Source organism: Paracoccus sp. C2R09 (genome assembly GCF_018860625.1).
Lineage (GTDB): Bacteria > Pseudomonadota > Alphaproteobacteria > Rhodobacterales > Rhodobacteraceae > Paracoccus.
Map to the genome: position 1 here is coordinate 15,543 of NZ_JAHKQB010000007.1, position 25,468 is coordinate 41,010.

General features: G+C 67.0%; 20 protein-coding genes. 9 read left to right on the forward strand and 11 right to left on the reverse strand.

The window, feature by feature from the left end; translation table 11 throughout:
* Nucleotides 1–25 precede the first annotated feature (25 nt).
* Genes KO490_RS00585 through KO490_RS00600 form a run of 4 tightly spaced genes read right to left on the reverse strand, consistent with a single transcriptional unit; the run spans nucleotide 26 to nucleotide 5,349 of the window.
* Nucleotides 26–1,789, reverse strand: a complete 1,764-nt coding sequence (locus KO490_RS00585) for a biotin carboxylase N-terminal domain-containing protein (protein ID WP_216017463.1) — start codon at nucleotides 1,787–1,789, stop codon at nucleotides 26–28.
* Nucleotides 1,773–3,338, reverse strand: coding sequence for an urea amidolyase family protein (locus KO490_RS00590; RefSeq protein WP_216017464.1), 1,566 nt, complete (start codon nucleotides 3,336–3,338; stop codon nucleotides 1,773–1,775). Before KO490_RS00590 ends, KO490_RS00585 begins: the two co-directional genes overlap by 17 nt.
* Nucleotides 3,335–4,105: a LamB/YcsF family protein gene (locus KO490_RS00595; RefSeq protein WP_216017465.1), complete on the reverse strand. Its 771-nt coding sequence runs from the start codon at nucleotides 4,103–4,105 to the stop codon at nucleotides 3,335–3,337. Before KO490_RS00595 ends, KO490_RS00590 begins: the two co-directional genes overlap by 4 nt.
* 14 nt (nucleotides 4,106–4,119) lie before the next feature.
* The gene (locus KO490_RS00600) at nucleotides 4,120–5,349 is read right to left on the reverse strand and encodes an NRAMP family divalent metal transporter (protein ID WP_216017466.1); all 1,230 of its coding nucleotides are present in this window, start codon (nucleotides 5,347–5,349) and stop codon (nucleotides 4,120–4,122) included.
* A gap of 209 nt (nucleotides 5,350–5,558) precedes the next feature.
* Between KO490_RS00600 and KO490_RS00605 the strand changes: the two genes are divergently transcribed.
* The gene (locus tag KO490_RS00605; protein WP_216017467.1) at nucleotides 5,559–6,218 is read left to right on the forward strand and encodes a GntR family transcriptional regulator; all 660 of its coding nucleotides are present in this window, start codon (nucleotides 5,559–5,561) and stop codon (nucleotides 6,216–6,218) included.
* 39 nt (nucleotides 6,219–6,257) lie between these two features.
* Here KO490_RS00605 and gyrB read toward each other — a convergent pair whose 3' ends face one another.
* From gyrB to mutM, 7 genes are all read right to left on the reverse strand, one after another.
* On the reverse strand, nucleotides 6,258–8,693 hold the full coding sequence (gyrB, locus tag KO490_RS00610; protein WP_216017468.1) for a DNA topoisomerase (ATP-hydrolyzing) subunit B: 2,436 nt from the start codon (nucleotides 8,691–8,693) through the stop codon (nucleotides 6,258–6,260).
* 98 nt (nucleotides 8,694–8,791) lie between these two features.
* Entirely contained in the window at nucleotides 8,792–9,868 is a 1,077-nt protein-coding gene (recF, locus tag KO490_RS00615) for a DNA replication/repair protein RecF (protein WP_216017469.1), read from the reverse strand.
* Nucleotides 9,865–10,983 carry a DNA polymerase III subunit beta gene (gene dnaN, locus KO490_RS00620; protein WP_216017470.1) on the reverse strand — a complete coding sequence of 373 codons (1,119 nt, stop codon included), beginning with the start codon at nucleotides 10,981–10,983 and terminating at the stop codon, nucleotides 9,865–9,867. The genes recF and dnaN overlap by 4 nt, the downstream gene beginning before the upstream one ends.
* An 89-nt stretch (nucleotides 10,984–11,072) precedes the next feature.
* Nucleotides 11,073–12,425 carry a chromosomal replication initiator protein DnaA gene (gene dnaA / locus KO490_RS00625; RefSeq protein ID WP_216017471.1) on the reverse strand — a complete coding sequence of 451 codons (1,353 nt, stop codon included), beginning with the start codon at nucleotides 12,423–12,425 and terminating at the stop codon, nucleotides 11,073–11,075.
* Between the two features lie 544 nt (nucleotides 12,426–12,969).
* Nucleotides 12,970–13,236 (reverse strand): 30S ribosomal protein S20, encoded by a 267-nt coding sequence (gene rpsT, locus KO490_RS00630; RefSeq protein ID WP_216017472.1) that lies wholly within the window; start codon nucleotides 13,234–13,236, stop codon nucleotides 12,970–12,972.
* Between the two features lie 154 nt (nucleotides 13,237–13,390).
* A complete protein-coding gene (locus KO490_RS00635; RefSeq protein WP_216017473.1) occupies nucleotides 13,391–14,167 on the reverse strand; it encodes an enoyl-CoA hydratase in 777 nt (258 codons plus the stop codon).
* Nucleotides 14,168–14,240: 73 nt separating this feature from the next.
* A complete protein-coding gene (gene mutM, locus KO490_RS00640; RefSeq protein ID WP_216017474.1) occupies nucleotides 14,241–15,086 on the reverse strand; it encodes a bifunctional DNA-formamidopyrimidine glycosylase/DNA-(apurinic or apyrimidinic site) lyase in 846 nt (281 codons plus the stop codon).
* A 76-nt stretch (nucleotides 15,087–15,162) separates the two neighbouring features.
* On the opposite strand from mutM, the gene ubiE reads away from it, so the two are divergent.
* The 8 genes from ubiE to KO490_RS00680 all read left to right on the forward strand — a co-directional run bounded on the left by ubiE (nucleotide 15,163) and on the right by KO490_RS00680 (nucleotide 25,374).
* Nucleotides 15,163–15,909: a bifunctional demethylmenaquinone methyltransferase/2-methoxy-6-polyprenyl-1,4-benzoquinol methylase UbiE gene (ubiE, locus tag KO490_RS00645; RefSeq protein ID WP_216017475.1), complete on the forward strand. Its 747-nt coding sequence runs from the start codon at nucleotides 15,163–15,165 to the stop codon at nucleotides 15,907–15,909.
* 4 nt (nucleotides 15,910–15,913) lie between these two features.
* Nucleotides 15,914–17,452, forward strand: a complete 1,539-nt coding sequence (gene ubiB / locus KO490_RS00650; protein WP_216017476.1) for a 2-polyprenylphenol 6-hydroxylase — start codon at nucleotides 15,914–15,916, stop codon at nucleotides 17,450–17,452.
* A gap of 550 nt (nucleotides 17,453–18,002) precedes the next feature.
* On the forward strand, nucleotides 18,003–19,358 hold the full coding sequence (locus KO490_RS00655; RefSeq protein ID WP_371822251.1) for an ABC transporter substrate-binding protein: 1,356 nt from the start codon (nucleotides 18,003–18,005) through the stop codon (nucleotides 19,356–19,358).
* A 67-nt stretch (nucleotides 19,359–19,425) separates the two neighbouring features.
* Nucleotides 19,426–20,421 (forward strand): carbohydrate ABC transporter permease, encoded by a 996-nt coding sequence (locus KO490_RS00660; protein ID WP_216017477.1) that lies wholly within the window; start codon nucleotides 19,426–19,428, stop codon nucleotides 20,419–20,421.
* Complete coding sequence (locus tag KO490_RS00665; RefSeq protein ID WP_216017478.1) at nucleotides 20,421–21,548, forward strand: carbohydrate ABC transporter permease; 1,128 nt, start codon at nucleotides 20,421–20,423, stop codon at nucleotides 21,546–21,548. The genes KO490_RS00660 and KO490_RS00665 overlap by 1 nt, the downstream gene beginning before the upstream one ends.
* Complete coding sequence (locus tag KO490_RS00670) at nucleotides 21,541–23,085, forward strand: alpha-amylase family glycosyl hydrolase (RefSeq protein WP_371822252.1); 1,545 nt, start codon at nucleotides 21,541–21,543, stop codon at nucleotides 23,083–23,085. The genes KO490_RS00665 and KO490_RS00670 overlap by 8 nt, the downstream gene beginning before the upstream one ends.
* Before the next feature lie 17 nt (nucleotides 23,086–23,102).
* A complete protein-coding gene (locus tag KO490_RS00675; RefSeq protein WP_216017479.1) occupies nucleotides 23,103–24,320 on the forward strand; it encodes an ABC transporter ATP-binding protein in 1,218 nt (405 codons plus the stop codon).
* A gap of 82 nt (nucleotides 24,321–24,402) precedes the next feature.
* Nucleotides 24,403–25,374: a GAF domain-containing protein gene (locus tag KO490_RS00680; RefSeq protein WP_216017480.1), complete on the forward strand. Its 972-nt coding sequence runs from the start codon at nucleotides 24,403–24,405 to the stop codon at nucleotides 25,372–25,374.
* Nucleotides 25,375–25,468 lie beyond the last annotated feature (94 nt).

The following is a 25,468-nucleotide window of genomic DNA, read 5'->3' on the forward strand; positions in this document are numbered from 1 at the left end:
GGCCCGCCCCTGTTGCATTGCCGGATCAGGCCTCGATCCGCGCCACGGGCGCGTCATGGGCCAGCGTGTCGCCCTCGGTCGCGATGCGGGTCAGCCGGCCGTCGCGATGGGCCTCGATGCGGGTCTCCATCTTCATGGCCTCGATCACGGCGATGACCTGGCCCTGCCGGACCTCGGCCCCGTCCTCGACCTGCCAGGCCGACAGGGTGCCCGCGATGGGGGCGGGGACCGTCGCCTCGTCGTTGGTCTGCTGTTCGGCCACGGGGGCGGCGCTGCCCATGCCCGCCAGAAGCGATTGCGGCAGCGCGATCATGTGACGCCGACCGTCGATCTCGATCGGCAGGCGCAGCATCACGGGATCGAGGTCGGGCGAGACGCGCGGTGCAGGCGTCAGCGCCGCGTCCAGCCGTTCGGCAAAATCGGTCTCGATCCAGCGGGTATGGACGCCGAAATCGCCATCCTCGGCGCGGAACTCGGGGGCCTTCAGCACTTCGCGGTGGAAGGGCAGGACCGAGGCGACGCCTTCGATGCGGAATTCCGCCAGCGCGCGCGCGGCGCGGGCCAGCGCGGTTGCGCGGTCCGGGCCGGTGACGATCAGCTTGGCCATCATGGAATCGAAGGCACCCGGCACCGTGCCACCCTGTTCGACACCGCTGTCCAGCCGCACGCCCATGCCGCCCGGGGCGGCGAAGACCTCGATCGGGCCGGGGGTGGGCAGGAAGCCGCGGGCCGGATCCTCGGCATTGATGCGGAACTCGATCGCGTGGCCGGTGGGGGCGGGCACATCCTCGTCCGCCAGCCGTGCACCTTGGGCCACGCGGATCATCGCGCGGACGATGTCGATGCCGGTCGTTTCCTCTGTCACGGGATGTTCGACCTGCAGGCGGGTGTTCACCTCGAGGAACGAGATGGTCCCGGATGCCGACAGCAGGAACTCGACCGTGCCTGCGCCGGAATATCCCGCATGGGCGCAGATCGCGCGGGCCGAGGCATGGATACGGTCGCGCTGGTCGTCCGACAGGAAGGGGGCGGGGGCTTCCTCGACCAGCTTCTGGTTGCGGCGCTGAAGCGAACAGTCGCGCGTGCCCAGCACCTTGACCCGCCCGTGGCGGTCGGCCAGCACCTGCGCCTCGATATGGCGGGGCTTGTCGAGGAACTGCTCGACATAGCATTCGCCGCGACCGAAGGCGGTGACGGCCTCGCGGGTGGCGCTGTCGAACAGCTCCTCGACCTCGTGCAGGGACCAGGCGACCTTCATGCCGCGACCGCCGCCGCCATGGGCCGCCTTGATCGCCAGCGGCAGGCCGTGTTCCTGGGCGAAGGCCAGCGCCTCGGCGCCGCTGTTGACGGGGCCGGGGCTGCCCGCGACCAGCGGCGCGCCCACGGCCTCGGCGATCTCTCGGGCGCGGATCTTGTCGCCCAGGGCCTCGATCACCGCGGGATCGGGGCCGATCCAGATCAGGCCGGCATCCTGCACGGCACGGGCGAAATCGGCGTTCTCGGACAGGAAGCCATAGCCGGGATGGATCGCCTGCGCGCCCGTGCGCTGGGCGATCGCGATGATCTTCGCCCCGTCCAGATAACTGTCGGCAGGTTTCGCCCCGCCAAGCGCATGCGCCTGGTCGGCCAGCCGCACGAAGGGCGCGTCGCGGTCCGGGTCGGCATAGACGGCGACGGATTCGATCCCCTCGTCCCGGCAGGCGCGGATGACGCGCAGCGCGATCTCTCCTCGGTTGGCGATCAGGATGCGGGTGATGGGCGAATGCCCCGTGTCAAGAAACAGCGTCATGGGAAGGCTCCAGTGTCAGCGGGGCAAAGGGGTCGCGGGCGACGAAGCGGATGCGTGCGCCGGGCGGGATCTGGGCGGCATCGTCCAGTGCGGAAGGGTGGACCGTCGCGATCACGGGATAGCCGCCGGTCAGCGGGTGATCGGCAAGGAACAGGACCGGCTGGCCCGAATGCGGGACCTGGATCGCGCCGATGGCCGTGCCTTCGGAAGGCAGCTCGGCCCCGTCGCGGGTCAGCGCATCGCCCTGCAGCCGGATGCCCACGCGCGACGATTGCGGCGTGACCTGCCAGTCCTGCGACAGGAAGGATTGCACCTGATCGTCGGTGAACCAGTCGGTGCGCGGGCCCAGGGTGACGGGCAGGGTGACGGTCTGGCCCACTTCGGGCAGTTCGGGCGCGGGTTCGGGCAGCCCGGTCGCGTCGGCGGGCAATCGGGCGGGCGTCAGCGCATCGCCCGCCTTCAGCGGCTCGGGTCCGATATTCGACAAGGTGTCGGTCGAGGCCGATCCCAGCACGGGGGCCACATCGAACCCGCCCCGCAGCGCCAGATAGCTGCGCATGCCGCGCGCGGGCGGGTCGATCCGCAGCCGGTCGCCCGCATCCATCGCGAAGGCCGCACCGGGCGCGATCGGCGCGTCGTTGACATGCGCCGTCGCGGCACCCGTCAGGGCCAGGGTTAGCGCTTCCTCGGCCAGCATGTGGACCGGCCCAAGCGTGATTTCCAGAACCGCATGGCCATGCGGGTTCCCCACGGCCCGGTTCGCGCGGCGCATCGCGCCCAGGTCCAACGCGCCGGATTCCGTGACGCCCTGCGCGGCCTGACCGGCGCGCCCTTCGTCCTGCAACAGGATCGGAAAGGCGGTGCGTTCGATCCGCAGCCCCTTGGCCGGCGCCGGTGTCGGCACCGTCACGGGATGCGGCTTTGCACGGCCTTCGACGAAGCGCGCGCGGGTGCCCGGTTGCAGCAATGCGGGCGGATCGCGGGTCAGGTCGAACATCGGCAGCTCGGTCCGGCCGATCAGCTGCCAGCCGCCGGGGCTGGCCTGCGGATAGATCCCGCCGAAACGTCCGGCCAGCGCGACCGAGCCCGCCGGGATCCGCGTGCGCGGTACCGCGCGGCGCGGCAGGTCGAAGCGCGGATCGTCGCAGGTCATATAGGCGAAGCCGGGCGCAAAACCGCAAAAGGCCGTCTGCCAGGTCGCGGCCTGATGGGCGGCGATCACCTCGGCCGTGGTCAGGTCCATGAGGCGGGCGACCTCGTCCAGATCCTCGCCGTCATAGGTGACGGGGATCTCGATCAGGCGGGCATCGCGGGGGGCGGGGGCCGTGCCCGGACGCGGCGCGGCCTGCGCGATGCGTCGGGCCAGCGCCCCGTCGGCAGGGGTGCCGGGCGCGGTGCGGATCATCAGGCTGCGGGCGGCGGGAACGATCTCGGCCACGCCCGGGACCGGATCGGCGGCCAGCGCGTCGAACAGCGCCAGCGTGGCCTCCAGATCGGCAAGCTCGATCAGGAAAGCGCGGGGGCCTATGGGCAGGAAACGCAGGCTCATGCCGCGCCGCCCGCGAAGGGGGCGATGTTCACGCCCTCGGCCAGAAGCAGGTCGCGGATGCGGGCGGCCATGGCGACGGCGCCGGGGCTGTCGCCATGCACGCAGATGCTGTCGGCCTGCAATTCCAGCATGCTGCCGTCGATGGCCTGAATGCTGCCCGTGCGCGCCAGATGCAGCATCCGCGCGGCCACGGCATCGGGGTCGTGCAGCACCGCGCCGGGATCGCGGCGCGACACCAGCGCACCGCCGGGGGTATAGGCGCGATCTGCGAAGGCCTCGGCCACGGTGGCCAGCCCGGCATCGCGGGCGCGGGCCAGGATCGGCGCCCCGGCCAGCCCCATCAGCACCAGCGACGGACCGACCGCCAGGATGCCCGCGATCACCGCATCCCCCTGACGCGCATCCGATGCGATGGTGTTATAGAGCGCGCCATGCGGCTTCACATAGGCGACGCGCGTTCCCGCCGCCTGCGCCAGCCCCTGCAGCGCCCCGATCTGATAGATGACATCGGCGGTCAGGTCACCCGGCGCCACATCCATCGCGCGCCGTCCGAAGCCCACCCGGTCGGGATAGCTGACATGCGCCCCCACGGCCACGCCGCGTTCGGCGGCCATCCGCAGCACCGCCAGCAGCGATGCCGGGTCGCCCGCATGAAAGCCGCAGGCGATGTTGGCACTGCTGACGATGTCCAGCATGGCGCTGTCGTCGCCCATGGTCCAGGCGCCATAGCCCTCGCCCAGATCGCTGTTCAGGTCGATCGTCGTCATGGGGATACCCTTTCCTACTGTCCCAGGAAGGCGAAGATCGTGCCGACCGATGCCGCCCCCATATACCATGTCAGCGCACAGATGACGGCGCTGGCAAGCAGCAGCGGCCGGTTGTAACGGTGTCCGCCCATCAGATCCGACCGCGCGAAGCCGACATAGGTGAAGATCGTCAGCCCGATCGGCAGGATAAGGCCGTTGAACCCGCCCACGAAGACCAGAATCGCCGCCGGAGCCGTCCCCAGGCCCAGATAGATCGCCAGCGAGAAGGCGATGAAGCCCACGGTCGCGCGCCCCCGGGCCGCGTCGCTGCGCACGCCCGCCACGTCGAGGAAGCTGACCGAGGTATAGGCCGCGCCGATGACCGAGGTCAGCGCCGCCGCCCAGAGGACGAGCCCGAAGAGCCTCAGCCCGAACTCTCCTGCCGCTGCGGCGAAGGCCTGGGCTGCGGGGTTCGCGGCCTGGCCCGACAGGTCCAGCGTCACCCCCGACGCGACGACGCCGAGGATGCCGCAGAACAGGACGAAGCGCATGATGCCCGTCATCACGATGCCGGTCAGCGCCGCGCGCGACACGGCGGCTAGGTTCTCGGGGCCGGTCAGCCCCTTGTCCAGCAACCGATGTGCGCCGGAATAGGTGATGTATCCCCCCACGGTGCCACCGACGATGGTGGTGATCGCGGCAAAGTCGATATGCGAGGGCAGCACCGCCTGACGCAGCGCCTCGCCCACGGGCGGGTTCGACTGGAAGGCCACGAACAGGGTCAGCAGGATCATCACCACGCCCAGGACCACGATCATCCGATCCAGCAGCAATCCCGCGCGATGCGACAGGAAGATCGCGATGGCCAGCCCGGCGGAAATCGCGCCCCCGATCTTCGGGTCCAGCCCCAGCAGCGCATTCAGCCCCAGGCCCCCGCCCGCGATATTGCCGATGTTGAAGGCCAGCCCCCCGATCACGACCAGGGCCGACAGCAGGTATCCCGCACCGGGGATCGCGGCATTCGCGGTCTCGGAGGCGCGCTTGCCGGTCAGCGCGGTGATCCGCCAGACGTTCAGCTGCACCACGAAGTCGATGACGATGGATGCGAGGATCGCGAAGGCGAAAGCCGACCCCATCTGCGCGGTGAAGCTGGCGGTCTGCGTGATGAAGCCCGGCCCGATGGCCGAGGTCGCCATGAGGAAGATCGCGGCAAGGAATCCACCCCGCAAGGTGGCTGTCGCGGCTGTCGGCGCGCTGGTCGTCATGAAACTCTCCCATCCGTTCTTGGGGTGAAGGTTCCATGACACGGGGGCGATCAGTCAATAATTTTTGGACAAGACTGGCAATATTGTTGAACAATGCATCTATAATTCGCCGACATTTGCCTGCCTGATGGGCATTCCAGTTCGGCATATCGTTCGGGCATCTTGCCGTCGCGCCGCGCGCAGGCGAAGATCGGGATCTTATGACAGACATGAACCAGACCCCGCCCGCCGCCAGCCTTGCCGAGGGAATCGCCGCCGAGCTGCGCGACCGGATCACCGGGGGCATCCTGCGTCCGGGCCAACGCCTGTCGGAAGCGGCGCTGGCCGCCGATCTGGTCGTGTCGCGAAACACCCTGCGCGAGGTGTTCCGCCTGCTGACGCGCGAAGGGTTGTTGACGCATCTGCCCAATCGCGGCGTCTCGGTCGCGGTGCCTTCCATGGCGGCGGTGCTGGACATCTATCGCGTGCGGCGGCTGATCGAGGTTCCGGCCATCGCCAATGCACGCCCCCGGCACCCGGCCATCGGCGCGATGGCCGCCGCGATGGCTGCGGCGCAAGACGCGCGCGGCCGGGGGGATTGGCAGGGGGTGGGCAGCGCCAACATGCGATTTCACGCCGCCATCGTCGAACTGGCCGACAGCCCGCGCCTGACATCCTTCTTCGCGCAACTGACGGCCGAGCTGCGGTTGGCCTTCGGGCTGATCGACGATCCGCAGGAACTGCATGGCAGTTTCATCGACACGAATGCCGATCTGCTGGCGGCGCTGCAGGCGGGGGATACCCAAGGCGCGGCCGACCGGCTGACCGCGTATCTGGACCAATCCGAGAGACTGGTGCTGGAAGCCTTTGCCCGGATCGAGCTGCGTTGATGCGAAAACGCCCGGACGGTGGGTCCGGGCGTTCTGCGATCAGGTGTCCAGGTTCTCGACGCTGAGCGCGTTCTGCTGGATGAACTCTCGGCGCGGTTCGACCACGTCGCCCATCAGCTTGGTGAACAGGTCCTCGGCCTCGGCCACGTCCTCGATCCGGACCTGCAGCATGGTGCGTGCGACCGGGTCCAGCGTGGTTTCCCACAGCTGGTCGGGGTTCATCTCGCCCAGACCCTTGTAGCGCTGCAGCGACAGGCCCTTCTCACCTTCGAGGAAGACCGCCGTCAGCAACCCGAGCGGGCCGTAGATCGGCTGTTCGCGATCCTTGCGGATCAGGGTGGCGGGCTTGGCATAGATGTCCTGCAGGGCCTGCGTCATCTCGCCCAGGCGGCGGCTCTCGCCGCTGCGCAGCATCTGTCCGTCCAGCACGCGGGCTTCCTCGACGCCGCGCAGGGTGCGGGTCAGGCGAATGCCCGCGTCCTGCGTCGGACGCCCCTGCCAGCCACGCTCGTATTCTTCGGCGATCAGGTCGAGGCGCTGGGCGATGGCATCGGCCACCCCTTGCGAATCCTCGTCCACCCGGCCCGGACGCAGGGCACCCGCGATGGCCGCCTGTTCGGTGATGTGGGGCGGGTAATGCGTCGGATAGGCGCGCAGCACGCGGCGGGCGATCCGCGCCTCCTCGACCACGCGGGCAAGGTCGTTGCCGGTGATCTGCTGGCCGTCGGCCAGGCGCAGGGTCGCGCCTTCGATGCCCTGCTGGATCAGGTAATCCTCCAGCGCGGCCTCGTTCTTCAGATAGACCTCGGACCGCCCGCGCCCGACCTTGTAGAGCGGCGGCTGCGCGATATAGAGATGCCCCGCCTCGATCAGTTCCGGCATCTGGCGGAAGAAGAAGGTCAGCAGCAGCGTGCGGATATGCGCGCCGTCCACGTCGGCATCGGTCATGATGACGATCTTGTGGTAGCGCAGCTTGTTCAGGTTGAACTCGTCGCGTCCGATGCCGGTGCCAAGCGCGGTGATCAGCGTGCCCACCGTTTCCGATGACAGCATCCGGTCGAAGCGCGCGCGTTCCACGTTCAGGATCTTGCCACGCAGCGGCAGCACGGCCTGGTTCTTGCGCGAACGGCCCTGCTTGGCCGAACCGCCTGCCGAGTCGCCCTCGACGATGAACAGTTCGGACAGCGAGGGGTCCTTTTCCTGGCAATCGGCCAGTTTGCCGGGCAGCGAGGCCACGTCCATCGCGGTCTTGCGGCGGGTCAGTTCGCGCGCCTTGCGGGCGGCTTCGCGGGCCAGGGCGGCTTCGATGATCTTGCCGACGATCTGGCGGGCGTCGTTGGGGTTCTCCTCGAACCACTCGGCCAGCTTTTCGCCCACCAGCCCCTCGACCGCGGGACGCACCTCGGACGAGACCAGCTTGTCCTTGGTCTGGCTTGAGAATTTCGGATCCGGCACCTTGACCGACAGCACGCAGGTCAGGCCTTCGCGGGCGTCGTCGCCGGTGAAGTCGACCTTTTCCTTGCGGGCGATGCCGCTTTCCTGCGCGTATTTCGTGATGACGCGGGTCAGCGCCCCGCGGAAGCCCGCCATATGCGTGCCGCCATCGCGCTGCGGGATGTTGTTGGTGAAGGGCAGCACGGTCTCGTGGTAGCTGTCGTTCCACCACATCGCGACCTCGACCCCGATGCCGTTCTTCTCGCCGGTGATGAAGATCGGCGCCTCCATCGTGGTGGTCTTGGAACGGTCCAGGTATTTCACGAATTCCCGCACGCCGCCGTCGTAATAAAGCTCGGTCTTCAGCGGTTCGGCGGGGCGCTCATCCTCGATGATGATGCGGACGCCGCTGTTGAGGAAGGCCAGTTCCCGCAGGCGGTTTTCCAGCGTCTTGAATACATAGTCGAGATTGCTGAACGTGCCTTCCGGGTGGATCGTCTTCGACGAGGCCATGAAGCGCACCTCGGTCCCGGATTCGCCCGGTGCATCGCCCACGACGCGCAGATGCTCGGCGGTCTCGCCCTTCTCGAAGCGGGCGTAATGTTCCTGGCCGTTGCGCCAGATGCGCAGTTCCAGCCAGTCCGACAGCGCGTTCACGACCGAGACGCCCACCCCGTGCAGACCGCCCGAGACCTTGTAGCTGTTCTGGTCGAACTTGCCGCCCGCATGCAGCTGGGTCATGATGACCTCGGCCGCGCTGACGCCTTCGGTGGGGTGCATGTCCACCGGGATGCCGCGTCCGTTGTCGCGCACGCTGACGCTGTTGTCGGCGTGGATCTTCACCCGGACGAAGTCGGCATGCCCCGCCAGCGCCTCGTCGATGCCGTTATCCACGACCTCGTAGACCATGTGGTGCAGGCCCGATCCGTCGTCGGTGTCCCCGATATACATGCCGGGACGCTTGCGCACGGCCTCGAGGCCCTTGAGAACCTTGATGGAATCGGCGCCATAGCTGGCGGGTTGCGCGGCGGTATCGTTCATGGATGAGGGTTCCTTGTCGTACTGTCCCGATATATCCCCTCGGGCGGGCAAAGTCACGGCTTTGGCAGGGTTTTTCACCCCTCGCGGCAGGTTTTCGATCAGTCCGTCCAGGCGGCCTGCGAACGGCTGCCGTCGCGGGTCACGGACAGGGCGCGGGCGCGGGTGCCGAAGGCCTCGAACAGCTCGGGGCCGGTGCCGGTCAGAAGGCTCTGGGCGGGCATCGCGGCGATCCGGTCATAGAGCGCGGCGCGCCGGTCGGCATCCAGATGGGCCGCCACCTCGTCCAGCAGCAACAGCACCGGCTGGTCGGACAGCGCGCGCGCATTGGCCAGGATCAGCGACAGCAGCAGCGCCTTCTGTTCCCCGGTCGAGGACAGCGCGGCGGGCATGTCCTCGGGGCCCCAATGCGCACCCAGATCGGCGCGGTGCGGCCCGGTCAGGCTGCGTCCGGCAGCCATGTCGCGCGCGCGCATCGCGGCCATGCGATCCGCGATGGATGCCGGGTCGGTATCGTCGGCATGACCTTCGCCGGGCAGCAGCGTCAGGCGCGCGGCGGGAAAGTCGCGCCCGCCTTCCTGCGCGGCGTCGATGCGTTCCAGGGCCGTCAGCCGGTTGCGGGTCAGCGCGGCGCCGGCCTCGGCCATCCGCGCCTCCAGCGCGCGATACCAGCCCGGATCGGACACCTGGTCGCGTAGCAGGCGGTTGCGTTCGCGCATGGCCTTTTCATAGGTCAGCGCAAGATCGGCGTGATCGGGCATCAGCGACAGGGTGACCCGGTCCAGGTATCTTCGCCGCCCCTCGGGGGCCTCGGTCCACAGGCGGTCCATCGCGGGCACCAGCCAGATGACGCGCAGCAGGCGCGCAAGTGCGGTCTGGGGAACGGATTTGTCGTCGATGACCACAACGCGCGATTGGGCAGGGGCGGCCTGGGTCTCGATCAGGTGGTCCTGCAGCCCTGCGCGGATGCGCCAGCCGGCCTCGACGCCCTTGCGGGCCTGTTCGGGCGCGGGGGCCGCGCGGAACCCGCGACCCGGTGCCAGCATGGATGCCGCTTCGAGGATGTTGGTCTTGCCCGAACCGTTCGGGCCGAAGATCGCCAGCGGGCGCGCGTCCAGATCAAGATCCAGTCGCGGCCAGGACCGGAACTGCGCCAGCTCGATCCGCTGCAGCGTCACACGCGCATCGGCATGACGACATAGACCGCGCTCTCGTCGCTGCCCTCGCGGATGAGGGCGGCGTCGCCCGATCCGTTGAACATGAACACGGCATTGTCGCGATCGACCTGGCCCGCGATCTCCTGCAGGTATTTCGCGTTGAAGCCGATTTCCAGCGGCTCGTCGGCATAGGCCACGATCAGCTCTTCCTCGGCGGCGCCGGCGTCGGGGGCGTTCACGGACAGGATCAGGCGGTCCTGGTCCAGCGCCAGCTTGACCGCGCGCGACCGTTCGCTGCTGACGGTGGCCACGCGGTCCACCGCGCGGGCAAAGTCCGAGGCGTCCACCTCGAGCTTGCGGGCGTTGTTCACCGGGATGACGCGGCTGTAATCGGGGAAGGTCCCGTCGATCACCTTCGAGGTCAGCGTCAGGGTCGGGGTGGCGAAGCGGATCTTAGTCTCGCTGACGGACACGGCGATCTCGGCCTCGTCATCGTCCAGAAGCTTGCGCAGCTCGCCCACGGTCTTGCGCGGCACGATCACGCCCGGCATGTCGGCCGCGCCCTTGGGCAGTTCGGCATCGATGCGGGCCAGGCGGTGGCCGTCGGTCGCCACGCAGCGCAGGAACTGTCCCGCGGGGCTGTCCGAGACATGCATGTAGACGCCGTTCAGGTAATAGCGCGTCTCTTCGGTCGAGATCGCGAATTTCGACTTGTCGAACAGCCGCTTGAGCACACCGGCAGGGGCGGTGAAATTCGCGGCGTATTCGCTGGTCGCCATGACCGGAAAATCCTCGCGCGGCAGGGTCGCGAGGTTAAAGCTGGACCGGCCCGCCTGCACCTGCAGGCGTCCCGATTCCGTATCGGCGCTGATCTGGACCAGCGCGCCGTCGGGCAGCTTGCGGGCGATCTCGTTCAGCATGACGGCGCTGACGGTGGTGGCGCCGGGGCGCACGACCTGCGCGGGTGCGCGGTCCACGACCTCGGTGTCCAGATCGGTCGCACGGAAGCTGACGCCGTCATCCGTCGTCTCGATCAGGACGTTGGCAAGGATCGGAATCGTGTTCCGACGCTCGACGACGGATTGGGCCTGTGCGACGGCCTTGACCAGCACGGCACGCTCGATCGAGAATTTCATCAGCTTCCCCTGTCCCAGACGGCCATCGGAACGACGACCGGACCCGATGTGTAACCATCCCCGGCCCGCCGCTCAAGACGCAAGATGGATCAGCCTTCCAGCATCCGGCGCAGGACCGCGACGTCCTCGGCCAGGGCGGTGTCGTCGCCCATCAGCTCGTCCACCTTGCGCACACCATGCATGATGGTCGTGTGGTCGCGACCGCCGAAACGGCGGCCGATCTCGGGCAGGGACCGGCTGGTCAGCTGCTTGCACAGATACATCGCGATCTGGCGCGGGCGGGCGACGTTGCGGGCGCGCTTGGGGCCGATCATGTCGGCCAGGCGGATGTTGTAATGCTCCGCCACCTTGCGCTGGATGTCGTCGATCGAGATCTTGCGGTCGTTGGTGCGCAGGATGTCGGTCAGGCATTCCTGCGCGACCTCCAGCGTGATCTCGCGGCGCAGCAGGCTGGCATGTGCGAACAGACGCTGCAGCGCGCCTTCCAGCACGCGGACGTTGGTGCTGATGCGATGGGCCAGGAATTCCAGCACGCCCGCGCCGATCACCAGGTCGGGATGCTGACGGTGGAAGGCCTCGGTCTTGGATTGCAGGATGCCCAGGCGCAATTCGTAGGTGGTGGGGTGCAGATCGACGATCAGGCCGCAGGACAGGCGCGACTTGATGCGTTCCTCGAGGCCCTTGATCTCGGCCGGGGCGCGATCGGCGGAAATGACGATCTGCTTGCCCTGATCGACCAGCGCGTTGAAGGTATGGAAGAATTCTTCCTGCGTGCTGTCCTTGCCGGCGATGAACTGCACGTCGTCGACCATCAGCATGTTCACGTTGCGGAACATGCTCTTGAAATCCATGATCGAGCTTTCGCGCAGCGCCTGCACGAAGCGGTACATGAACTGTTCGGCCGACAGGTACAGCACCTGCGCGTTCGGATGGCGGACACCGTATTCATGCGCGATCGCATGCATCAGGTGCGTCTTGCCCAGGCCCACGCCGCCATAGAGGAACAGCGGGTTGAAGCCCACGGGGCCGCCTTCGGCCACGCGGCGCGCGGCGGCATGGGCCAGCTCGTTCGGCTTGCCCACGACGAAATTCGAGAAGGTGTAGCGCGGATCCAGCGGCGCACCCAGATCGGCACGCGGGGCGCTGCGGGTGGTCGGCTGGGCCGCCACGCTGTCATTGGCAGGCGCGGGCTTGGGGGCCGCGCTGCCCACGTCGAAACGCAGGCGTTCGACGGTGGCGCCGTTGCGGTTCAGCACGTCCAGGATCTGGTTGCCGTAATGGCGGTTCACCCAGTCCGAGATGAAACGCGTCGGGCTGACCAGCCGGGCCGCACCCTCGTCAATCGAGGTGAGGCGCAGCGGCTTGATCCAGTGATTGTAGTTGTGCGGCCCCACGCTGCTTTCCAGCTCTGCGCATGCCTGACCCCAGATCTTGTCCATCATCGCCCGTATCCCGTGCCTGTCCCCGATCCCCGCCGGTTCATCCGGCGGGACAGAAGTTTTTGCGCGCGCCGACGGGATACGGCACGGACAAAGCATCCCTGACGGTCGAAGCGACCGTTTCAGGGCGTGTTGCCCGCATACCTTCAAAGACACAGGACCCGAACCGACCGATGGCAGCCGACCGATGCGGATCCGAGGGGCGTGAGACAGCATGAACTGCTTGAACGCCCGGCCGTGCGACGCATGGGAATCATGCGTCAGGTTCGGCCCGTCCCCCGACAGCGACGTGAATCGCAGGGAGGAAATTAGCCCCGTCCCGACGATCCCCGCAACCGAACTATGTGCTTGACAGTAAGTTTCCAGATTCGAATCTCGGAGGTCGTTGAGTCTTCGGACAAAAAAGACACAGCGCTGAAATCATTGAGTTTTTAGAAACGACTTTTTCTGCGCATGCAAAAAGGGCACATGTACGAGGCATGTACCCTTTCTGTTAACTTCCAGCGGAATCGGCTGAAGCCGGGGGCGGGAAACGCCCCTTCGCGGATCAGGCCTGAACGGCCTTCACGCGTGCTGCCAGGCGCGAGATCTTGCGCGAGGCGGTGTTCTTGTGGACGACGCCCTTCGTGACGCCGCGCATCAGTTCGGATTCGGCGGCGATCAGCGCTGCGCGTGCGGTTTCGGCATTGCCCGAAGCGATGCCTTCCTCGACCTTGCGCAGGAAGGTGCGGATGCGCGAACGGCGGGCCTTGTTGATGTCGGTGCGACGTTCGACCTGGCGGGCGCGTTTCTTGGACTGGGCGGTATTGGCCATGGTGGTGGCTCCTGTAGGGTCTGTTGCGTTCGATTCGCGCAAAAGACCCAAGGCGACCGCTTCGATGAAGCGATCCTGATTCTTGCCTTAAGCGGGCCCACGCGCATGTAAGTCCGGGCCTATAGGACAAAGCGGCCCGGAATGGAAGCCCCGATCAGCGATCGCGGAACTGCGGCTCGCGCTTTTCGAGGAATGCGGCCATGCCTTCCTTCTGATCCTCGGTCGCGAATAGCGAATGGAACGCGCGGCGTTCGAACAGCAGCCCTTCCTGCAGCGTCGTCTCGTAGGACCGGTTGACCGATTCCTTGACCGTGCGGGCGGCGACCATCGACTTCTCGGCGATCTTGCGCGCGGCGGTCATCGCCTCGGAGATCAGCTTGGGGGTCGGGACGACCCGGCTGACAAGGCCCGAACGCTCGGCCTCGGCGGCATCCATGAAGCGACCGGTCAGGTTCATGTCCATGGCCTTCGACTTGCCCACGAAGCGCGTCAGGCGCTGCGTGCCGCCGATGCCCGCGCAGACGCCCAGGTTGATCTCGGGCTGGCCGAACTTGGCGTTCTCGGCGCAGATGATGAAGTCGCAGACCATCGCCAGTTCGCAGCCGCCGCCCAGGGCATAGCCGCTGACGGCCGCGATCAGCGGCTTGCGGACGCGGGCGATCTGTTCGATCTGCGCGCCGAACAGGTCGTCGTCGCTGACATCGACGAAGCTCTTGCCCGACATCTCCTTGATGTCGGCGCCGGCCGCGAAGGCCTTTTCGCTGCCGGTCAGGACGATGCAGCGCACCTTGTCGTTGCGGTCGGCCTCGGTCAGGGCCGAGGACAGCTCTTCCAGAAGCGTGGCGTTCAGCGCGTTCAGCGCCTCGGGACGGTTCAGCCGGATCAGGGCGATCTCGTCCTCGATCTCCACGATGATGGTTTCGTAAGCCATGGTGCCTTTGGACCCCTTGCCGATTTGCACTGCGTGCGAGTCCTAGCAGCACTTGGCACCGAAATCCAAGCGTTCAGCGCTGACAGGACGCACACCAGAAGCTGGATCGCCCCGATTGCACGATGCGGCGCACATGGCCCGTGCAACCGTCGCGCAGGCAGGGCTGCCCCTCGCGGTCATAGACGCGGAAGCTGTGCTGGAAGTAGCCCAGCTCTCCGGTGGCCTGCCGGTGATCGCGCAGGGACGACCCGCCCGCCGCGATCGCGTCGGCCAGAACGTCGCGGACATGCCCCGCCAGGATCGCGATCCGCGCGGCCCCGATGCGGCCTGCCGCACGGCGCGGATCGATCCCCGCGCGAAACAGCGATTCGCTGACATAGATGTTGCCCAGGCCCGCCACGATGCGCTGATCCAGCAGCGCCTGCTTGACCGGCACGCGCCGCCCCGCGAAGGCCGCGGCAAGGTAGGCGGGCGTGAAGGCATCGTCGAAGGGCTCGGGGCCCAGGTGATCCAGCAGCGGATGGCCCCCACCCTCGCGGATCAGGTCCACCATCCCGAAGCGGCGCGCATCGTTGAAGGTGATCGTGGTCCCCGTCTCCATCCGCAGGACGACATGGTCGTGGCGGGCATAGATCGAGGGGTCGCGGTGGAACTCTCCGGGTGCATGGCCTTCGATCAGCATGCGGCCGGACATGCCCAGATGCCACAGCACGGTGCCGCGATCCTCAAGGTCGGCCAGCAGGTATTTCGACCGGCGCCGCAGGGCCGTCACCCGTGCGCCTGTCATCACCTGCCGCAGATCGGGCGGCAGGGGCCAGCGCAGGTCGGGGCGGCGTATTTCGGCGCTTGCGATGCGCAGGCCCTCCATGTGCGGCTGAAGGCCGCGCCTGACGGTTTCGACTTCCGGCAGTTCTGGCAATCCATTCCCTTTCGTCGCATTGTGCCCGCGGCGGGCCGGGATTATCTGGCGTCTGAACAGGCAAACGGCAAGCGGCATGACACACGGCAAGCAGACACATTTCGGTTTCCAGACCGTGGACGAGGATGCCAAGGCGGGCATGGTCCATGGCGTCTTCTCCAGCGTCGCATCGCGATACGACCTGATGAACGACCTCATGAGCGCGGGCATCCACCGTTTGTGGAAGACCGCGCTGATGGACTGGCTGGCGCCCCGCGACGGACAGCACCTGCTGGACGTGGCCGGCGGCACGGGCGACGTGGCCTTCCGCTTTCTGGAACGTGCGCCGGGCGCGCGCGTCACCGTCTGCGACATGACCGAATCCATGCTGGTCGAGGGGCAGAAGCGCGCCGAGGCCGTTGAACGCGCCGACCGTCTTGCCTGGGTCACGGGCGATGCGATGAAGCTGCCCTTCGCCGATGACAGCTTCGACCGCTACACGATCAGCTTCGGCATCCGCAACGTCACCCGCATTCCCGACGCCCTGGCCGAGGCATACCGCGTCCTGCGTCCGGGCGGGCGGCTCGTGGTGCTGGAATTCAACCAGATCCCGGTGCCCGCGGCGCAATGGGCCTATGACCGCTACAGCTTCAACGTGATCCCCGCGATGGGGCAGGCGGTGACGGGCGATCGCGACAGCTATCAGTATCTGGTGGAATCGATCCGCAAGTTCCCCGACCAGGAGACCTTTGCCCAGATGATCCGCGATGCGGGCTTCGGACGGGTGCAGTATCGCAACCTGTCCATGGGCATCGCCGCGCTGCATTCGGGCTGGAAGATCTGAGCCCATGCGCGGACCCCTGAACATCCTGCGGCTGATCCGGACGGGCGCCACCTTCGAACGGACCGGCGCGATGGCCGCCGTGCTGGACGCGGTGGATGCGCCGATCCGCCTGCGGATGGCCGCCCGCGTCATGGGCTGGCCCTTTCGCTGGTTGGGATACAAGGGCGATCCGAACCTGCCGCCGATCACACGTGCGATCACCGCCCTGGGGCCCGCCTACATCAAGTTCGGCCAGATCCTGTCCACGCGCGCCGATGTCGTGGGGCCGGAACTGGCCGGTCAGCTGCGGATGCTGCAGGACCGCCTGCCGCCCTTCGACACCGCCATCGCCCGCAAGGTCATCGAGGCCGAGCTGCGCGCACCCGTGGACGAGCTGTTCAGCGAGTTTTCCGAGCCCGTCGCCGCGGCCTCGATCGCGCAGGTCCACCGCGCCCGCATCCGCGAGACGGGCCACGAGATCGCCATCAAGGTCGTCCGCCCCGGCATCGGCCCGGCCTTCAAGCGCGACATCGACGCCTTTCATTTCGGCGCCCGCCTGATCGAGATCGTGGCCCCCTCGTCGCGCAGGTTGCGGCCGCGCGACGTGGTGCGCCATTTCGAACAGACCGTCACCGCCGAACAGGATCTTCGGCTCGAAGCTGCGGCCGCGTCGGAATTCGCCGATAACACCGCCGAGGATGCGGGTTTCCAGGTGCCCCGCCCCGAATGGGGACTGTCCGCCCGCCGGGTGATGAGCGCGGACTGGGCCGAGGGCCTGCCCATGGGCGACCGCGATGCGCTGATCGCGGCGGGCCATGACGTGACCGACATCGCGACCCGCGTCATCCAGCTGTTCCTGTCGCACGCCCTGCGCGACGGCTTCTTCCATGCCGACATGCATCACGGCAACCTGAAGGTCGCGGCGAACGGCAATGTCATCGCTTACGATTTCGGCATCATGGGCGAGATCGACGAATACACCCGCCGGGTCTATGCCCAGATCCTCTACGGCTTCATCCAGCGCGACTATCGCCGGGTGGCACGCGTGCATTTCGAGGCCGGATACGTCCCCCGCGACCGCGACGAGGCCGCCTTCGCCCGCGCCCTGCGCGCCGTGGGCGAGCCGATCTTCGGCGCCGATGCCAGCCGGATCAGCATGGCGAACCTGCTGTCCTATCTGTTCGAGGTAACCGAGCGTTTCGGCATGCCCACCCGGACCGAGCTGATCCTGCTGCAGCGCACCATGGTCGTGGTGGAAGGTGTCGCCCGTTCGCTGGACCCGCAGCTGAACATCTGGGACGCGGCCAAGCCGGTCGTGTCCGACTACATCAAGAAAAGCATCGGCCCCAAGGCGGTCGCCCACGACCTGGGCGAGGTCGCGCAGACCGTCGCCCGCTTCGGTCCGCTGCTGCCGCGCATGGTCGAGCAGGCGCTGTGGGAACGTGCCCACCCCGAAGAGGCACGCCTGACCGTCATCGCCCCGCGTTCCGCCGTGCCGATCTGGCTGGTGACGACGCTTGCGCTGGCGGCCGGCACGGGAATCGGGCTGGCACTGGGCGGCTGATCCGCCCCGGCATCCTTGGCAGGCATGATCGGGTTGTTCGCGCAGGCCGCTCAGCGGATCGGACGCACCGATGCGATCGGCCTGCGCGCAAACCGTCCGTGGGCGCCCTCCATCGCCCCCGGGCGGTATTCCATGCCGGGGGTCGAAACTGTCCCGGTAGGGCGTCAGCTTAGGCAGCTGGATTGGAAAATCAAGTCGTTCGTACAATTCCCCGTGACCGCGCGTTCCGCCCCCATGCGGCCCCGGCCACCGACCCCGCTTGACGGCGATGGCGCCAACGGGCTGAATGATCGCAAGGGCCCTGCATGTCGGGACGACAGGGCCGGGAAATGCGGGGGTGCCTGATGAACCGACCGGCGATTCTTCGTGAAATCCGTATTGCGGACCGCCCCGCGATCCTGGCGATCCGGGACGTGACGTCGCGTCCGATCCGACCTCGGTCGCGATCCGGATCGGCCCGGAAGCGTTTGACATCCGGCGACGAACTGCCGGATGTTCGGCCCCAGGACCTGCCCTGCGGGGGCAGTCATCGACAGTCAGGGAGGACGAGTTGAAACACAGGATCATGACGACCGCCGCGGCCATCGCGCTGCTGGCAGGGACCGCGCAGGCCCAGCTGGTGATCGAACCGGGCAGCGACGACCGCATCGACTGGGACAGCCTGGAGGAGTTCAAGGCGGCCCATCCCGATCTGGAGGGCGAGAGCTTCGACATCCTCGGGCCCTGGCTGGGCGGCGACCAGGAGCTGTTCAGCTCGGTCATCGCCTATTTCAACGAGGCCACCGGCGCGCGCGCGAACTATTCGGGGTCCGACAGCTTCGAACAGCAGATCGTCATCGACAGCGAGGCCGGATCGCCCCCCGACGTGGCCGTCTTCCCGCAGCCGGGCCTTGCCGCGGACCTTGCCGCGCGCGGCTATATCCAGCCCCTGGGCGAGGAGAAGCGCCAGTGGCTGGTGGACAATTACGCCGCCGGCGAAAGCTGGGCCAAGCTGGGCACCTATGCCGGCCAGGACGGGACCGAGCAGCTGTTCGCCTTCCCCTACAAGGCCGACGTGAAATCGCTGGTCTGGTACGTCCCCGAGAATTTCGAGGATTTCGGCTACGAGATCCCCGAGACCTACGAAGAGCTGAAGGCCCTTACCGAACAGATGGCCGAGGATGGCGAGACGCCCTGGTGCATCGGCCTGGGATCGGGCGGCGCGACCGGCTGGCCCGCGACCGACTGGGTCGAGGATCTGATGCTGCGCACCGCCACCCCCGAGGATTACGACGCCTGGACCTCGAACGGGATGCCGTTCAACGATCCCAAGGTCGTCGCGGCCATCGAGGAATTCGGCTGGTTCGCCAAGAACGAGGACTTCGTCGCAGGCGGCGTGGGTGCCGTTCCGGTGACCGATTTCCGCGAGAGCCCCGCCGGTCTCTTCGACAGTCCTCCGGGCTGCTACATGCACCGCCAGGCCAGCTTCATCCCGACCTTCTTCCCCGAAGGCACGATGATCGGCGAGGATGCGGACTTCTTCTACATGCCCGCCCCCGAATCGGGTGATTTCGGCCAGCCCGTGCTGGGTGGCGGCACGATGTTCGCCGTCATGAGCGAGAACCCCGCCGCTATGGCCTTCATCGACTTCCTCCAGACCCCCGCCGCGCATGAGATCTGGATGGCGCAGAAGGGCTTCCTGACGCCCTTCAAGGGTGCCAATCCCGAAGCCTATGGCGACGAGACGCTGAAGCGGATGGGGCAGATCCTGCTGGATGCGACGGTGTTCCGCTTCGACGGGTCGGACCTGATGCCCGGTGCGATCGGTGCGGGTGCGTTCTGGACCGGCATGATCGACTTCGTCGGCGGCGATTCCGCGCAGGAGGTGGCCGACAGCATCCAGGAAACTTGGGCCTCGCTGGACTGATCCGGCCATGAACCGGGGCATGGCGATCGCGCCATGCCCGACGCGATACCGCAGGGGGTAGGACGACATGGAACTGTTCTGGCTGGCCATCAGCACCATCGCCATCGGCGTCTTCGGATGCGTGGCGTGGTTCTGGGGGTCGAACTGGGTCCTCGACAGGATCTTTCCGGCCAAGGGGCCGAATGCGGGGACGAACATCGGCCGCGCCAACCAGATCAGGCCGTGGCTGTTCCTGGGGCCCGCGATCATCTTCCTGGGGATGTATCTCGTCTATCCCGTCTTCGACAGCCTGTGGCGTTCGCTGTTCAATTCGAACGGCGAACGTTTCGTCGGGGCCGACAACTATGTCTGGTTGATGAATGACGGCAAGTTCCGCGAATCGATGCTGAACAACATGCTGTGGCTGCTGTTCGTCCCGGCGGCCTCGACCGCGTTCGGCCTGCTGGCGGCCCAGCTGACCGACCGGATCAGATGGGGCAGCATCGGCAAGTCGCTGATCTTCATGCCCATGGCCATCAGCTTTGTCGGCGCCGGCGTCATCTGGAAGTTCATCTACGAATACCGCGCCGAGGGTGAGGCCCAGATCGGCCTTCTGAACTGGATCGTCACCCGCTTCGGCGCCGAACCCCAGATCTGGCTGAGCCTGCCCTTCTGGAACAACTTCTTCCTGATGATCGTGCTGGTCTGGATCCAGACGGGCTTTGCCATGGTGATCCTGTCGGCGGCCCTGCGCGGCATCCCCGAGGAAACGGTCGAGGCCGCGGTGCTGGACGGCGCATCGCCCCTGCAGGTCTTCTTCAAGATCAAGGTGCCGCAGATCATGGGGACCATCGCGGTCGTCTGGACCACCATCACCATCGTCGTGCTGAAGGTCTTCGACATCGTCTTCGTCATGACCAACGGGCAATGGGGCACGCAGGTACTGGCGAACCTGATGTACGACTGGATGTTCCGCGGCACGCCCGATTACGGGCGCGGCTCGGCCATCGCCATCGTCCTGATGATCCTCGTGACGCCGATCATGGTCTGGAACATCTGGAACGCCCGCAAGGAGGTCCGCTGATGGAGGGGATGGCCGGACAGAAATCCTCGCTCGGCTGGGCGGTGAACATCGCGGCGTTCCTTCTGGTGCTGCTGTGGACGATCCCGACCCTGGGGCTGTTCGTGTCGTCGTTCCGCGACCGCGACCAGATCGCGCAATCGGGCTGGTGGCAGAGCTTCTCGGGGTCCGAGCAGACCGGCTTCGTGCGTTCGGGAACGGAAGGCGTGCAGCAGGACGGCGTCTGGGTGATCGAGGGCAGTGTGACCGAGGGCGGCCAGACCCTGGTCGGCTGGGGCACGAATGCGCGCGAACCATCGGCCTTCGAACCGGGCGCGACCGCCGAGATCGACGAGGGCATCGACATCACCGTGGCGGATGACGGCACCTATCGCATGGTGTCGGACACGCCGTTCGACATGCGCCGGGGTGAACGGATCTTCGTGACCACCGCGACCCCGCCCAGCTTCACGACCGACAACTATTCCCGCGTCCTGTCGGCGACGGGGCTGGGGCGCGCCTTCATGAACACGATGACGGTGACGATCCCGGCGACGGTGATCCCCATCATGATCGCGGCCTTCGCGGCCTATGCGCTGGCATGGATGCAGTTCCCGGGCCGTGCGCTGCTGACCGCGGCGGTGGTGGGTCTTCTGGTGGTGCCGCTGCAGGTGGCGCTGATCCCGCTGTTGCGGATGCACAACGAGATGGGCATCGGCAAGGGGTATCTGGGGATCTGGCTTGCCCATACCGGCTTCGGCCTGCCCCTGGCCGTCTATCTTCTGCGCAACTACATGGTGGGCCTCCCGCGCGAGATCATAGAATCGGCACGCGTGGACGGAGCGACGGATTTCCAGATTTTCCGCCGCATCATCCTGCCGCTTTCCTTCCCGGCCCTTGCCAGCTTCGCGATCTTCCAGTTCCTCTGGGTGTGGAACGATCTGCTGGTCGCCACAGTCTTCCTGGGCAACACCCGCGAACAGCTGGTGATGACCGGCCTCCTGCGAGAGCTGATGGGCTCTCGTGGCGGGGAATGGGAGATCCTTGCGACATCCGCGTTCATCTCGATCGCGGTGCCGTTGGGGGTCTTCTTCGCAATGCAGAAATACCTGGTCCGCGGATTGCTGGCCGGCTCCGTGAAAGGTGGATGACTTGACGGAACAGACGACGGATTGGTGGAAGGGCGGGATCATCTATCAGATCTACCCGCGCAGTTTCCAGGACACGACCGGCGACGGCGTGGGCGACCTTGCGGGGATCGCGCAGCGGCTTCCCTATGTCGCATCGCTTGGCGTGGACGCGGTCTGGATCTCTCCTTTCTTCACGTCTCCGATGAAGGATTTCGGTTATGACGTCAGCGATTACCGCGGCATCGATCCGCTGTTCGGATCGATGGACGATTTCGACTGGCTGATCGAACGCGCCCATGAACTGGGCCTGAAGGTGATGATCGACCTGGTGATGTCGCATACCTCGGACCAGCATTCCTGGTTCAAGGAAAGCCGCGCCAGCCGCAACAACGCCAAGGCCGACTGGTATGTCTGGGCCGATCCCCGGCCCGACGGCACCGCGCCCAACAACTGGCTGTCGATCTTCGGCGGCAGCGCATGGCAGTGGGACGCGCGGCGCGAACAGTATTACCTGCACAACTTCCTGTCGTCGCAGCCGGACCTGAATTTCCACAACCCCGAGGTTCAGGACGCCCTGCTGGAGATGGCGAAGTTCTGGCTGGAACGCGGCGTGGACGGCTTCCGGCTGGACACGATCAACTTCTATTTCCACGACGCCCAGCTGCGCGACAACCCGCCCCTGGCGAAGGAATTGCGCAAGTCCGACACCGCGCCCGCCGTGAACCCCTACAACCACCAGAGCCATCGCTTCTCGAAGTCGCAGCCCGAGAACCTCGCCTTCCTCGAACGCTTCAGCGAGACGATCAAGCCCTGGGGCGCCGTCGTCGTGGGCGAGATCGGCGACAGCGAACGCGGGCTGGAACTGCTGGAACAATATACCGGCGTGCCGGGTCGCGTGCAGATGTCCTATGTCTTCGACTTCCTGTCGGGCGACGACCTGCCCGCGTCCCGCATCGTCGAGACCTTCCGCCAGCTGCACGAGGCCGCGCCGAACGGCTGGGCCTGCTGGGCGATGTCGAACCATGACGTCGTGCGCCACATCACCCGCTGGAACCTGTCCGACCAGGCGGCCAAGGCCTATTGCACCGTGCTTCTGTGCCTGCGCGGTTCGGTCTGCCTGTACCAGGGCGAGGAACTGGGCCTGCCCGAGGCCGAGATCGCCTTCGACGACCTGCGCGACCCCTACGGGATCGAGTTCTGGCCTGAATTCAAGGGCCGCGACGGGTGCCGGACGCCGATGGTCTGGGACATGGGCGTGAACGGCGGCTTCTCGACCTCGAAGCCCTGGCTGCCCGTGCCCCATACCCACCTGCAGCGCACCGCCGTCGCGCAAGAGGCCGACGCCCAGTCGCTGCTGCACCACTATCGTTGGGCCATCGGCCTGCGCCGCAAGCACAGCGCGCTGCGCCATGGCGACATGACCGAGATGGCGTCCGAGGGGCCAATCCTGTCCTTCCGGCGCGAGGACGACGTCCAGAGCCTGCTGATCCGCGCCAACCTGTCCGAGGACGAGGTGGACGGCCTGCGGCCCTGGCAGGTGCAGATCATCGAAGGTTAAGGGGGGAAAGACCGAAGATGGCAGATCTCAGGCTGGACGGCGTCGCCAAGTCCTATGGCGACGTGCAGGTCCTCAGCGATATCGACCTCGACATCCGCTCGGGCGAGTTCATCGTCTTCGTCGGGCCGTCCGGCTGCGGCAAGTCCACGCTGCTGCGCATGATCGCCGGGCTGGAACAGATCAGCGCGGGCACGCTGGATATCGACGGGCAGCGGATGAACGACATCCCGCCCAGCCAGCGCGGCATCGCGATGGTGTTCCAGTCCTACGCGCTCTATCCGCACATGACGGTGCGCGACAACATGGCCTTCGCGTTGAAGATCGCGGGCCAGTCCAAGGACCAGATCCAAGAGGCGACGGATCGCGCGGGCAAAATGCTGCAGCTGACGCCTTATCTGGACCGGCTGCCCAAGGCGCTGTCGGGCGGGCAGCGTCAGCGGGTGGCCATCGGGCGGGCCATCGTGCGCGATCCCAAGGTCTATCTGTTCGACGAGCCGCTGTCGAACCTGGACGCGGCGCTGCGCGTCGCCACCCGGATCGAGATCGCGCAGCTGAAGGCGTCCATGCCCGACCGCACGATGATCTATGTCACCCATGACCAGACCGAGGCCATGACACTGGCCGACCGCATCGTGGTCCTGGCCGGCGGCGGCATCGCGCAGGTCGGCGCGCCGCTGGAACTGTACGAACGTCCGGTCAACGAATTCGTGGCCCAGTTCATCGGCAGCCCCGCCATGAACCTGCTGCCCGGTCGCGTGACCTCCATCGGTCCGATCACCACGGTCGAGCTGGATGGCGGACTGACCGCCCAGGTGGCGATCCCCACGCGCGCGGGCGACGAGGGGATGCCCGTGAACCTGGGCGTCCGCCCCGAGGACATGCGCGAGACCGACGGCCCCGGACTGTTCCAGGGCAAGGTGGATCTGACCGAGGCGTTGGGCGAGGTGACGCTGCTCTATTTCGGGACCGGCAATGCCGAGGTGGTGCCGATCATCGCCAAGCTGCCGGGCATCCATCCGGGGCTGAACGGCAAGACGGTGCACTTGACCGCCGATCCGCAGGCGCTGCACCTGTTCCACAAGGGTGCATCGCTTCTCTATCGCGACGGGGCGGATGCGCTGCCGCCCTATGCGCCGCGGGTCGCCCCTTCGGGCGCGCCGGGTGGGACCGATCCGGGCGAGGGCACGGATCGCGGCATGGATGGCACCATCAAGCCCGAGGGTCCGGTCCGCTAGATCCTGCCGATTTCCGGTCCGCGACGAAACTCGCGGACCGGAACGCATCCGTCATGCTATGATCCCCGACAGGGAGGATCACATGAGCGAACGAACCCACGCGGATCTCGTGGCCGCGCGGTCGCAATCCAATTCCGCGACCTCGGCCCTTGCGGCGTCCTGGCGCCGTTCACTGATGAAGCACGGGCTGGACCCGGCCGACCGCCGCGCCCCCGACCGATTGTCCGAAGGCCAGCTTGCGCGAAGACGGCAGGCCATGTCGGGTTTCCTGGACGTCGCGACACCGCAGCTGGACCAGCTGTACAACCTCGTGGGGCTGTCGGGCTGCAACGTGATGCTGACCGATGCACAGGGTGTCGTGCTGGATCAGCGCGTCTCGGATGCCGATGCGCAGCAGTTCCGAAGCTGGGGTCTGTGGGTCGGGGCCGACTGGTCCGAGGCCGTGCAGGGCACCAACGGCATCGGCACCTGCCTGGCCGAGGGGCGGCAGGTCACCATCCATCGCGACGAACATTTCCACACCCGCAATACCGGCATGTCCTGCATGGACGCACCGATCTGGGGGCCGGACGGGCGGCTTCTGGCAGCCCTGGATGTCAGCAGCGCGCGCGCCGATCAGACCGAACGCTACAACCGCCTGATCTCGGCGCAGGTGGTGCAGACCGCCCGCGCGATCGAGGCGATCTTCTTCCGCAGCAGTTTCGAAGGCGCGCGGATCGTCATGGCATCAGGGGTGGGGGGCGATGCATCCGCGCTGCTGGCGGTCGATCGCGACGATCTGGCGGTGGGCGCCACGCGCGCGGCGCGGCGGATGCTGGGGCTGGAACGCGAGGGCGCGATCCGTCCGCGTCCCGCCGCGGACCTTCTGGGCGGACAGGCCGACCTGCCCGCGCTGGACCGGGCCGAACGCGCGGCCCTGATGCGGGCACTGGCACGGGCCGACGGGAACGTGACGCGGGCCGCGCGGGCCCTGGGGATCGGGCGCGCGACCATGTATCGGCGCATGTCGCGGCTGGGGATCGGGCATCAGGACGACCGACCGTCCCACGACTGAGACAGCTTCTGCACTGCGGCACGATCGGGAGATTGCCGCGAATCGTGCCCCTTGCAACCCTTGGACCACACCCGGAGCGGGAGATCCGGGCCAC